Annotated in this window: 7 protein-coding genes; 1 reads left to right on the top strand and 6 read right to left on the bottom strand. The window is 31.4% G+C overall.

Translation table 11 applies throughout. The features are described 5' to 3' along the window. The first annotated feature begins 196 nt into the window (after window positions 1-196). Window positions 197-1,399 (top strand): ADP-forming succinate--CoA ligase subunit beta, encoded by a 1,203-nt coding sequence (gene sucC, locus ACQY1Q_RS04005; RefSeq protein WP_431004002.1) that lies wholly within the window; start codon window positions 197-199, stop codon window positions 1,397-1,399. A gap of 60 nt (window positions 1,400-1,459) precedes the next feature. Here sucC and uvrB read toward each other — a convergent pair whose 3' ends face one another. The 6 genes from uvrB to ACQY1Q_RS03975 form a co-directional block, all read right to left on the bottom strand. Next, complete coding sequence (uvrB, locus tag ACQY1Q_RS04000; protein WP_431004001.1) at window positions 1,460-3,451, bottom strand: excinuclease ABC subunit UvrB; 1,992 nt, start codon at window positions 3,449-3,451, stop codon at window positions 1,460-1,462. A 233-nt stretch (window positions 3,452-3,684) separates the two neighbouring features. Then, a complete protein-coding gene (locus ACQY1Q_RS03995) occupies window positions 3,685-8,232 on the bottom strand; it encodes a T9SS type B sorting domain-containing protein (protein ID WP_431004000.1) in 4,548 nt (1,515 codons plus the stop codon). Window positions 8,233-8,281: 49 nt separating this feature from the next. After that, the gene (locus tag ACQY1Q_RS03990; RefSeq protein ID WP_431003999.1) at window positions 8,282-9,127 is read right to left on the bottom strand and encodes an ABC transporter permease; all 846 of its coding nucleotides are present in this window, start codon (window positions 9,125-9,127) and stop codon (window positions 8,282-8,284) included. 13 nt (window positions 9,128-9,140) lie between these two features. Further along, complete coding sequence (locus ACQY1Q_RS03985; protein ID WP_431003998.1) at window positions 9,141-10,040, bottom strand: ABC transporter ATP-binding protein; 900 nt, start codon at window positions 10,038-10,040, stop codon at window positions 9,141-9,143. A 118-nt stretch (window positions 10,041-10,158) separates the two neighbouring features. Beyond that, entirely contained in the window at window positions 10,159-10,857 is a 699-nt protein-coding gene (locus ACQY1Q_RS03980) for a response regulator transcription factor (RefSeq protein ID WP_431003997.1), read from the bottom strand. A gap of 14 nt (window positions 10,858-10,871) precedes the next feature. Beyond that, window positions 10,872-12,410, bottom strand: coding sequence for a sensor histidine kinase (locus ACQY1Q_RS03975; RefSeq protein WP_431003996.1), 1,539 nt, complete (start codon window positions 12,408-12,410; stop codon window positions 10,872-10,874). Between the last annotated feature and the right edge of the window lie 91 nt (window positions 12,411-12,501).

Below are 12,501 nucleotides of genomic sequence, written 5' to 3'. Positions count from 1 at the left end.
GATTATTAATTCATAAAAACATGTTAATTACCCTAAAGACATGTTAAAAAAGTATTAGTGACAGCGAAAATGTTAAAAAAATGTAAAATAGTTAATAAGGTTTAATTGTAAGAATTACATTAAAATAAAGTATAAATTATAAGGTATTATAAATTGAATTTGTATTTTTGTTCCACTTTAAAAACATTCTTATCTAATGAACTTACACGAATATCAAGGTAAAGAAATTTTAAGCAGTTTTGGCGTTCGTACTCAACGCGGAATTGTAGCAAATACACCGGAAGAAGCTGTTGAAGCAGCAAAGAAATTGACTGAAGAAACAGGTACTAGTTGGTATGTAGTAAAAGCACAAATTCACGCAGGTGGACGTGGAAAAGGAGGAGGAGTTAAATTAGCAAAGAACTTAGATGAGGTTAAGAGTATTTCTAATGATATTTTAGGAATGATGTTAGTAACACCTCAAACTCCGGCAGAAGGAAAGTTAGTTAACCAAGTATTAATAGCTGAAGATGTTTACTATCCTGGTGATAGTGAGCCAAATGAGTTTTATATGTCAGTTTTATTAAACCGTGCATCAGGTAAGAATATGATTATGTATTCTACTGAAGGAGGTATGGATATTGAAACGGTAGCTGAAGAAACTCCACATTTAATCTTTACAGAAGAGATTGATCCGGGAACAGGATTATTACCTTTTCAAGCACGTAAAGTAGCTTTTAATTTAGGTTTATCTGGAGCAGCATTTAAAGAAATGACTAAGTTTGTTACCGCTTTATATACAGCTTATGTGAAATCTGATTCTTCTTTATTTGAAATAAACCCTGTATTAAAAACATCTGACGATAAAATTTTAGCAGTAGACGCTAAGGTTTCTTTAGATGATAATGCGTTATTCCGTCATAAAGATTATGCAGAAATGCGTGATTTACGCGAAGAAAACCCTATTGAAGTTGAAGCTAAAGAAGCAGGTTTAAACTATGTTGATTTAGATGGAAACGTTGGATGTATGGTTAACGGAGCAGGTTTAGCAATGGGTACTATGGATTTAATTAAACAAGCGGGTGGTGAGCCTGCTAACTTCTTAGATGTAGGAGGTACTGCTGATGCTCAACGTGTTGAAACAGCTTTTGGTATTATTTTAAAAGATCCAAATGTAAAAGCTATTCTAGTAAACATTTTCGGAGGAATTGTACGTTGTGATCGTGTTGCTCAAGGAGTTGTAGATGCCTACAAAAACATGGGTGATAAAATCAACGTGCCAATTATTTGCCGTTTACAAGGAACCAATGCTAAAGAAGCAAAAGAATTAATTGACAATAGCGGAATGGAAATTATCTCAGCAACTGAGTTTCAAGAAGCTGCTGATAAAGTACAAGAAGTACTTCAAGTAAAGGCTTAATAGGCCACAATTAATTCTTAGTTAGATATAAAAACCTCGCTTTCAAGCGAGGTTTTTTCATTAAGATATTTTATCTTTTAAAATAGTAATTTCATCACGTAATTGGGCAGCCACCATAAAATCTAGATTTTTTGCAGCAATTTCCATTTGTTTACGTTTATCTCGTATTCTTTTTTCAATTTCTTCTTTGGGTAAATACTCTAAATCTTGTTCTGCTGCCTTTTGAATAGCATTATCATATTGATATGTGGTAATAGCTTTTTTAGAGAGTGTATCGTCTATTCTTTTGTTAATCTGAGTAGGAGTAATGCCGTTAGCTGTATTATAATTTATTTGTTTTTCTCTACGTCTGTTAGTTTCATCAATAGTCATTTGCATACTATTGGTAATTTTATCTGCATACATAATCGCCTTTCCATTTACGTTACGCGCTGCTCTACCAACGGTTTGTGTTAAAGAACGATGGCTACGTAAAAAACCTTCTTTATCGGCATCTAAAATAGCTACTAAAGATACTTCAGGTAAATCCAATCCTTCTCTCAGTAAGTTAACTCCGATAAGCACATCAAATAACCCTTTACGTAAATCTTGCATAATCTCTACACGTTCTAAGGTATCAACATCTGAATGTATATAACGACAACGAATCTGAATACGGGTTAAATATTTAGTCAGTTCTTCAGCCATTCTTTTGGTTAAAGTAGTTACCAGCGTTCGCTCATCTTTTTCAACACGAATTTGAATTTCTTCAATTAAATCATCAATTTGATTTTGACTGGGTCTAACTTCTATTTCAGGATCTAATAATCCGGTAGGACGTATTACTTGTTCTATAAATAGACCCTCCGTTTTTTGAAGTTCATAATCAGCAGGTGTTGCAGAAACATAAATTACCTGATTTTGTAGGGTTTCAAATTCTTCAAATTTTAGAGGACGGTTATCCATAGCTGCTGGCAGTCTAAAACCATATTCTACTAAATTTTCTTTTCTGCTTCTGTCTCCGCCATACATCGCATGAACTTGAGGTACGGTAACATGGCTTTCGTCAATAACCATTAAATAATCATCCGGAAAATAATCTAACAAACAGAATGGTCGTGTGCCGGCATCACGGCCGTCCAGGTATCTTGAATAGTTTTCTATACCGGAACAATAGCCTAATTCACGAATCATTTCTAAATCAAATTCTGTACGTTCTTTGAGTCGTTTAGCTTCTAAATGTTTTCCTATTTCATTAAAGTAATCATATTGTTTTACTAAGTCATCTTGAATTTGATGAATAGCGTTTTGTAGAACGTCCGGAGAGGTTACAAATAGATTTGCCGGGTAAATATTCAATTTATCTAGGCGAGCAATCGTTTGATTACTTTCAATATCAAACGTTTCTATTTCTTCAATTTCATCTCCAAAAAAGTGAATTTTATATCCATTATCACCATAAGAAGGATAAATAGTTACCACATCTCCTTTTACTTTGAATGTTCCGCTTTTAATTTCTGTTTCAGTTCGGGCATATAAGCTGGTTACTAATTGGTGTAAGAACTTTGTACGAGAAATTTGTTGATCAGCTTCAATAGTTATTACATTTTTTTTGAATTCAATGGGGTTTCCAATACCATAAAGGCAAGAAACAGAGGCAACAACCAATACATCTCTTCTTCCTGATAAGAGTGAGGAAGAAGTGCTTATTCTTAATCTTTCAATTTCATCGTTAATAGAAAGATCTTTTTCAATATAAGTTCCGGTTACCGGTATATAGGCTTCCGGTTGATAGTAGTCATAATAAGAAACAAAATATTCTACAGCATTGTTGGGAAAAAACTGCTTAAATTCTGAGTATAATTGAGCAGCAAGCGTTTTATTATGAGCTAAAACCAATGTTGGTCGGTTTACTTCCGCAACAACATTAGCAATAGAAAAAGTTTTACCAGATCCGGTAACACCTAATAAGGTTTGGTATTTTTCATCATTAATAATTCCACTAGCTAGTTGTTTAATAGCTTGGGGTTGATCACCTGTAGGTTTAAAATCAGATTGTAGGTTAAAGTCCATACAACAAAAATACGGATAGTTTTCTCGTTATTTTCGTAAGAGTGAAATGTTTCCTGTTTTTTCAATTATTTTTCCAGAATAATCAATAAGTCTAACTTTAAACCAATAATTATCTGAAGGTAATGTTTTATTATTGAATGTTTCTGTTCAATCTATAGAGTAGAATTTATCAACATACTTTTTGAGAGTAATAAAATAAACTAGCTAGTGAATTTCACTAGCTAATTTATTAATTATTTTCTAAGTAAAGAAAAATGTCCATTATGATGGTGAATTTTACCTTTTCGATCTATCAATTGAATTTTAAACCAATAATCATTTGAAGGTAATGTTTTTCCGTTAAAAGTACCATCCCAGCCATCTCCGTCTATAGGAATCGTAGCCACAGGTTTACCATATCTATCAAAAATATGAATACTGCTAGAAGGGAAAAAACTTGAATTGGCTCCTTTGATTTTCCAAGTATCATTAAAACCATCATTATTAGGAGTTAAGAATTTAGGATATTGAATAACGGCAATATCAAGTGTAGCATCAGGTGCACATCCGTTTTTATCGTTAACAATAACTGTATAAATTCCTCCTGAAATATTTTCAAAAACAGGTTCGTCTTGAAAAGAAGTTTGGTTACCTTGTTCATCAAGTAAGGCAAATTGATAATCTCCTATTCCTAAATTATTATTTTCTGTAATTACTTTTATAGAGTAGGTGTCTAGCCCATTATTATTCGTATCATCAACAATTACAATATCATCATCATCATTTAGAGTAGGATTAATTGATTCATTAACTATAATCTCTCTACTTCTTTTACAGCCGGTTCCATCTTTCATTGTTGCTGTAACAACATAAGTACCTCCTTGAGTAACATCTAAAAAAGAACTTGTACTTAATGTGGTAGTACTTCCTTTAATTTTCCAGTCATAATAATATTTAGCAGCTGTGTTAGTCGCTTCTAATCGAGTTTGAGGGTTATTCAAACAAACAATAGTAGGAGAGTCTACTGTAAAGAATGGTAAAGGATTAATTATAATGTTAAACGATAAACTATAATTCGCACAATGCGTTTGGTTATTAACAACGCGAACATAGATTGTTTGATTGTTACTTGTATTTTGGTATTTATTACTGTCTAATGAATTACTTCCGGATTGAGCATCAGCAAGCGATTCATGAAATGATACAGTAAACTTGTTATGGTCTGCAGAATTGTAATTAGCTAAAATTTCAGGAATTTGATTTTTTAATGTGATATCACCATTAATTCCATTAGTGTCATCATTATTACTATCACTTGTGTTATCACAATCCACATAATTATTTATATTAAGAGGAATGTTAGGTTCCGGGTGAATTACCAATTGTAAAGTGGCGATACCATATCTACATCCTGTTACATTATTGATAATACTGATAAATAATAACTCAGTAGCAGGATCATCTCCAGATAAACTTGAAGGGAAGTTTGTGGTTGCCGGATTATTTGAATAATTGGTTTTAGATAGAGGATTTACTCCGTCAATAGCATCTTGTCTTGTTCTATGATAAGTTACCGTATATTGAATTGGATCTCTTCCGTTTAATACATCAACATCTCTATCTCCTAAAACAATATTTTGAGCTATTCTATTTCTTGAATCACTATCACTTGCTGTAGGAACATCACAAGCTTCTAAATCAGGAATCGTATTGGTAATAGTTGGCAGTGGATGAATAACTATATCAAATGTCATATGATCATTAAAACAACCTGTGGTGTTATTTTCAACCCTTACATAAATAGTTTGTTTGTCTCTTGTACTGTTTGTGTAGTTTGTGTCATTAGCTATAGCATTAGATCCTGTGTTAGCATCAGCAGCATTTGTATAAAAAGAAACGGTGTAATTAGATGGTGATTGGGTACCTAAAATAGCATTAACTTGGTTTCTTAGATTGATATCAATGTTGATTCCGTCACTGAATGAACCACTATCAAAATCATCACACAGCTCAATATTATTAACTAGATTTGTCATTGGAATTGGATCAACATTTAATGTAATATGATGACCAAAACCTAAACAGTCATTATCTAAGTCGCTATCAACACGAACATAAATATTTTGTGTATTTGGATACCCTATATTTCTATAATTTGAAATATCTGTAATAGCATTCATTTCAGCTGCCGCATCAGCCTCATTTCTATAATAAGTAACATTTATTTTTTGTCCAACTGCAGTAAATTGACTTCGTATTTCAGCATCTACAGAACTAAAATCAAAAGAACTAATTCCATCAGTATCATTATTATTAATAGTATTATTACCATTACTATCTAAAAAATCATCACAGGCATTAAAAGTTCTTTGGTATGAAGCAGGAATACCTGTGGTTGAAACTGTTAAGTTTACTTCAGCAATTCTACCACACCCTTTAGCGTTGGTAACAGTTGCCCAAACTTTATCATTAGTTGCAGTTTTATTTTTGTAAACTGTGGGGGTGGTAATTGGTGAAGTACCATTTTGAGCATCGCTTAAAGACTCATAGAAAACAAATGTTTCATTTGTGTAATTAGTAGAAATATCACTTCTTACTTCCTCTAAATTAAAATCAGCAAAGGCATCTGTATCGTTATCGCATTGCTTTAGCTCTACAACATTATTAATAGAAGGCAATGAATTTACTACAAGATCAAATGTTACAGAAGAATCATTACATAAAGAATTATTAAGATTTTCAACTCTCACATAGATAGTTTGTGTGTTTGCTGTTTCATTTCTGTAAGGAGTGTTCTTGTCAATAACATCCGTAAATCTATCGGTTTGAGCACCACTTAAGGTTTTATGATAAGAAACTACATATAATGCTGGATTTAAAGTTCCTAATACCTCTGAATCTTTAGAGCTTAGAATATAATTATTATAAAAACCATCCGTATCATTTCCGTTTACAGAATCGTCACAGGCTTCATAATTAGTTGGTGTTTGCGGTTGAGGTTTACCTGTAACCGTTAAATTAAAAGTTTTTATATCATGACAAGCATTAGGTGCTAATTTATTATGCATTCTGGTATAAATAGTTTGACTACTGAATGCTGTAGGGTTCGTATAAGGATTTACTAATGCATTTGCGGTGTTATTACTAACGGCATCACTTTGGGTTAAATAATATACCACTTCAAAAGTAGCTGGATTCTGTCCGTTAAGAACCTGCGGTGTAATATCATTTTGTAAATCAAAAGAGTTGAAGCCATCGTTATCTACATCACAGAAATTTATATCGTTTGGTTGTGTTGCAGAGGCAGCTTCATATACTTCAACTTTAAAAATACCTTCTTGTTCAACTTTATTACCACAGGTATCAACTAGTGTTACTATCAATTTATATTCTCCGGCATTGGTTAAATCAATCGAATTCAAATTTAAGGTAATGGTATTTGAAACGGTTGTAGTAGTGGTTCCATTATTAAAAGTCCAAGTATAAGTTACGTTGTTTCCGGAAACAGGATCCGGAGCAATAGTTTTAGAATCACCCACACAAAACTGTAATGTTTTATTATTTACCGGAGTACCGGTAACCTGATCTTTTACTTCAATAGGTAATAATAAAGAAGAAATAAAAGGTGGAAGCCCTTGGGTTGATTTTTTACCATTAAGACTAATGGCATTTGGAGTAAAAACAACATCATTAGCATCTGCATCAGGGTTTTCAATTACACTAAGATGAGTTGCAAAACCATTAGGATTACTATAGGTTTGAGGGATGGTTGCATATATTTTTCCATCGGGAGCCAATTGAAGGGCTCCTCTAAAACCATTTTGTTGGTGAATAAGTTTTTTTGATGCAGTAACGTTTGATTGCGTTAAATCAAACTGGAAAACTTTATATGTACTGGGATTAAAAGTGTCATCTGTAAAAAACTGCGTTGTTGAGATATAGAGTTTTTGAGAGTTTCTTGAAAATTCAACCCCATAAGATTCACCATCTATAAAACCTAGTAAATTTTGACCATCATTAGATACCACACCGGTAGTATTATTGAATGAGTATACAATTGCCTGTTTATTTCCTTGGTTAGCAAGTGCTACTTTTGTTCCGTCCGGTGATAGTTTCAGATAACCTCTTCTTGTTAAAGGATCTGAAATAAATGAAATAACCGGAGTAAGATTAATACCGTTTTTGTCAATCTTATAAGAATAAAATTGGTTGTTAGTCGTAGATACAACCCAGTAGGTATTACATTCACTACCTCTTACAGCGGCAACTTTTTCCGTCCAATCATTATTTCTACCATTTGATAAATCTTTAAAGAAAACACCATCATTATCTTCATCAATTAATTCTCCTAACCCTCCGTTTAAAGACATATCAATGGTATATACATTAAAGCCTTTTCCTGCTTGAATTAAGGTGCCTGAAAAATCATATGTAGGACCATCATCTACAGTAAATAAATAGTAGATACTGTTAGATGTTGGTTTTGGAATAATCATTCCTGATTGACTACTGGAAGGATCTCCTTTTAAATCATTGGCAAGACTCCCGTTAGAGTAATGCATTATATTGTGATTTTTATCCCAAACTGTAATTCCGTCAGAATAGAATAATAAATTACCATTAGAATCTGAAAAAGAAGAACATCCTTCCAGTGTACTTAAGGCCCCGTTTGTTAAGGCTGTAGGAGGTGTGGTATTAAAATCTAACCCGGCATTTTCCCCAAAATACCAAATGTTAGCTTCCTTTTGAGAGTAGGCCCAAAAGGTCATAAAAAGAGTAAGTAGTATAAGTAGTTTTTTCATTCTAAGAAATTTCTTGCTAATATATAACAACTCAACTACTTAAAACCCCCTATAAATCACGTTTTTTTAATAAAGCAAACGATAAGTAAATAAAAATGGCAGTCCAAATAAGAACAATAAGAATATTAACAAAACTTACCGAATAATCTTTTGTTATATTTTCTCCTATTTGGTTAGCTACAGATTTTACAGCACCTAGTCTGGTAAAAGGCTCTTTAATTAGATTAGCCATAGCCTCCAAAGGCAAGAACTGCATGATGTTGTTAACCATTTCGTCTTTATTGGTCTGGTCTCTAAAGGTCCAAAATAAATAACCTTTTAAAATACTTTCACCAATTAACCAAACAATCATTGCAGCAACTGCAAAAGCAGATCGTTTAATTAAAATTCCTAAAAATAATCCGAAAGAGAAAAAACCAACTAGCTTAACAAAAAAAGCAAAAAGATAGTTTAGATCTGAAAAAATAATAGAAAGTTCATTAAAGTCAGAGTAAATTAATCCTAAAATAAGCGAAGTAATAAAAACAAAGACTGTTGAGATTAACGCAAATACAACGACAGTATAGAATTTTGAAAGAATAAATTCTTTTTTGCTTAATCCGTCAATTAAATTTTGTTTTAATGTTTTATAGCTATATTCATTAGCCATCATAGAAACAATAACTAACAGTAAGAAAAACTTAAAAATGGCCGCTATATATGTGTTGAAATGCCATATATATGGGAAGTTAAATATTCCTTGTTCTGCTAAATGAAATTTTATAGGGCCAATATCAAATTTTATGGCAGCTACTAATGCTATAGAGGTTAAAAGACCAAAATAGATGATTGATAATACTCTACTGGCTCTGTTATGTCTTAATTTATGAAATTCAATACTTAAAAGTCGAAGCATAATGGGTAATGGTTTAGTTGTTTCTTGTTAAATCTAAAAATTGTTGCTCTAAACTAGGTTTACGTTTTACAAGGTGAGAGATGGTAATGTTATTCTCAAATAAATATTTATTAAGAGTTGCCGCTGAAATATCATTTTCCAGTTGTACAATTACTAAATCTCCATCTACATTTACACTAGCTGTTTCATGATAGTTTTTTAGTACATTAACCATATTGTCAATATCACCTTCGGTTTTAACTTCAATAATACCATTAGAAGCAACCATGGTTTCAACTTTACCGCTATATAGTTTTTCTCCTTTTCGGAGTACAATTACGTGAGAACAAACTTTTTCTACTTCATCAAGTAGGTGAGAAGCTAATAAAATGGTTGTTCCGTTTTTAGCTATTTCTTTTATAATTTGTCTGATCTCATGTATTCCTTGAGGGTCTAAACCATTTGTAGGTTCATCTAATATTAATATTTCAGGATCATTAAGCAAAGCAGAAGCAATAGCCAAACGCTGTTTCATACCTAAAGAATAAGTTCTGAATTTATCGTTTTTTCGATCAAAAAGATTAACTATTTTAAGTTTCTCATCAATTTTATCATGTGCTACTCCTTTTATTTTACAAATAAGTTCAAGGTTTTGAACAGCCGTCATATAAGGGTAAAAGTTAGGACGTTCAATAATTGCTCCTACTTTTTTTAGAGCTTGATGTGTTGATATATTACCGTTGAACCAGCTAAAAGTACCGGAAGTTTTGTTTACTACGTTTAAAATAATTCCAAGTGTAGTTGATTTACCACTTCCGTTAGGACCTAAAATTCCGTAAATATTCCCTTTATGTATATCAAAAGATAAATCTTTAACGGCTTGAATTTTGCCATAATTTTTATTTAGGTCTTTAATAGATAAAATAGTTTCCAAACGTTTGTTTTTTGCGGTTATTTAAATTAGACGATTAAGCTATTTTTTTGTTACAAGTAAAAAAAGCCTCCTAAATATAAGGAAGCTTTTTGTAATATAGTAGGGGTGTTAAATTATATTATGATTTATCAATTAATCTAAAACCTTCACCATGGATATTTAATATTTCAACATCTTCATCGCTTTTTAAGTATTTTCTTAACTTAGCAATGTATACATCCATACTTCTGGAAGTAAAGTAATTATCATCTCGCCATATTTTTGTTAAAGCAAGCTCACGTGGCATTAAATCATTTTTATGAACAGCCAACATTCTTAATAATTTACTTTCTTTCGGAGATAACTTTTGAGGCTCACCACCATTAAAACTTAAATGACGAAGCTTTGAATTGAAATCAAATTGCCCAATCTTAAACTCAAACTCTTCGTTGTCAGTAGATTTTTCGCTTTCTTTACGTTGTAAGATTGCTTTGATTTTGTGTAATAATACTTCTGAATCAAAAGGTTTGTTTAAGTAATCATCTGCGCCTACTTGATATCCTTTTAAAACATCTTCTTTTAACGTTTTAGCTGTTAAAAAGATGATTGGGATTTCTTTGTTAGTTGTACGAATGTCTTCTGCTAAAGAAAAACCATCTTTTCTTGGCATCATAACATCTAAAATGCATAAATCATATTCTGCATTTTTAAACATTATTAATCCGTCGATGCCATCTTTAGCGTGTGTTACATTGTAATCATTGAGGGCTAAATAATCTTTAAGAACAGTTCCAAAATTTGGATCGTCTTCTACTAATAGAATCTTTTTACTTCCCATTTTATCCTTTCATTTTATATTAATGGTAATTTAACTGTAAATGTACTTCCTTTACTTTTTTCACTCTCAACATAAACGGTACCTTGATGATTTTCTACGATTTCTTTTACGTAAGCTAATCCTAATCCATGACCTTTTACATTGTGAATATTTCCCTTATGTTCTCTATAAAACTTATCGAAAACATATTTTTGAGCATTTCTACTCATTCCAATTCCTTCATCTTTAATTTTTAGTATAAAATACTTATTTGTATTCTCTGTAAAAACATCAATTTTAGGAGCTTCTTCAGAATACTTAACTGCATTTTCAAGTATGTTTACTACGACATTAGTTAAGTGAAACTGATTTCCTAAAACTTCTGTTGAAATAGCTTTAAAGTGTGTTTTTACAGACCCGTTTTTACTGTTGACTAATAGATGAATATGCTCTATGGCTTCTTCTATAATGTCGTGCATATCAACAGCATCCTTACTTATTTCAATTTGATTTTTTTCTAATCGAGATATTCGTAACACATTTTCAACCTGTCCGTGCATTCTTTTATTTTCATCACGAATCATTTGTACATATCTTAAAACTTTTTCTTCATCCGTTATAATTTTCGGATTTTTTATAGCATCCAGGGCTAAATTTATGGTCGCTATCGGAGTTTTAAATTCGTGAGTCATGTTATTAATGAAATCAGTTTTTATTTCTGAAATCTTTTTTTGTCTCACAAGTTGATATAGAGATGTTGAAAAAGCAGCAATAATAATACCAATAAACAGAAGAGATAATAGTAAAATCTTCATCATTCCTGATAAAAGGCTCTCACTTTTATTAGGAAATTTAATGTATAATTTATACTTACTGTTACCATCTTCATCTTCTAAAAGCGGATAATAAAAATTATCATTGGGTTGTATGTTGAAATATCCTGATTTTAAAGGAGTTGCAAATCCGTCTTCGTAAACACCATATTTAAAATCTTGGTTTATATTCCTTTTAGCTAATTCTTCTTTTAATGTTTTGTTTAATTCTTTATTACTAATTCTTTGATGTATCGGTGTAAAAATTTGACTTTGCCTAAAAGCATATTCAAATTGTTTTTGCTCCCATTTAGGAAAGGTTTTATATACCGAAAATCTATTTTCATCTAATAAAGAAGTTTGTTGAAAATCTTTATTTTGAGAAGTTATTACTTTAGAAAAATAGATGTCTTCCTTTCCTGTAAACTTTTTAATTACAATAGTATCATTATCAACAAATTTTGAAGGAATCTTAAAGTTTTCTTCTAAAACGGTAGCACCAAAAGTGAATTTCTGCTTGTTGGTTGTATCTATTTGTTGAAATAAATAATTCTTAATTTCAGCATTCTCCCTGAATTTATTGTCCTTCAAAAATTGTTCATATGTAAGAATAAATTCCTGAAGTTCTCGTTCTTTAATTCGTTCAGAGGTTCTTGCCAAAGCAATGGTTACGTCATTTTCAAATTGTTGTTGTTTATTTTTAATGGCATCTTTTATCCAATACACTTGTACTGATATGATTCCGATCAATGAGATACTCATTAAAACAACAATTATAATGAAGATTTTTTTGCCCATTTTTCAAAAATAATTTAATAAAATGAAGTGCAATTTTCTTTTAACTTAGATTAAC

The sequence above is a fragment of the Tenacibaculum sp. TC6 genome (assembly GCF_050606265.1).
Lineage (GTDB): Bacteria > Bacteroidota > Bacteroidia > Flavobacteriales > Flavobacteriaceae > Polaribacter.
The sequence above is the reverse complement of the archived record's forward strand: the minus strand, read 5'-3'. Positions and strand labels throughout refer to the sequence as shown.

What these genes read in the sequence shown, in the direction of transcription:
- sucC (WP_431004002.1), top strand. Translation starts at nt 197, where the DNA reads ATGAACTTACACGAATATCAAGGTAAAGAAATTTTAAGCAGTTTTGGC.
- uvrB (WP_431004001.1), bottom strand. Translation starts at nt 3,451, where the DNA reads ATGGACTTTAACCTACAATCTGATTTTAAACCTACAGGTGATCAACCC.
- ACQY1Q_RS03995 (WP_431004000.1), bottom strand. Translation starts at nt 8,232, where the DNA reads ATGAAAAAACTACTTATACTACTTACTCTTTTTATGACCTTTTGGGCC.
- ACQY1Q_RS03990 (WP_431003999.1), bottom strand. Translation starts at nt 9,127, where the DNA reads ATGCTTCGACTTTTAAGTATTGAATTTCATAAATTAAGACATAACAGA.
- ACQY1Q_RS03980 (WP_431003997.1), bottom strand. Translation starts at nt 10,857, where the DNA reads ATGGGAAGTAAAAAGATTCTATTAGTAGAAGACGATCCAAATTTTGGA.
- ACQY1Q_RS03975 (WP_431003996.1), bottom strand. Translation starts at nt 12,410, where the DNA reads ATGAGTATCTCATTGATCGGAATCATATCAGTACAAGTGTATTGGATA.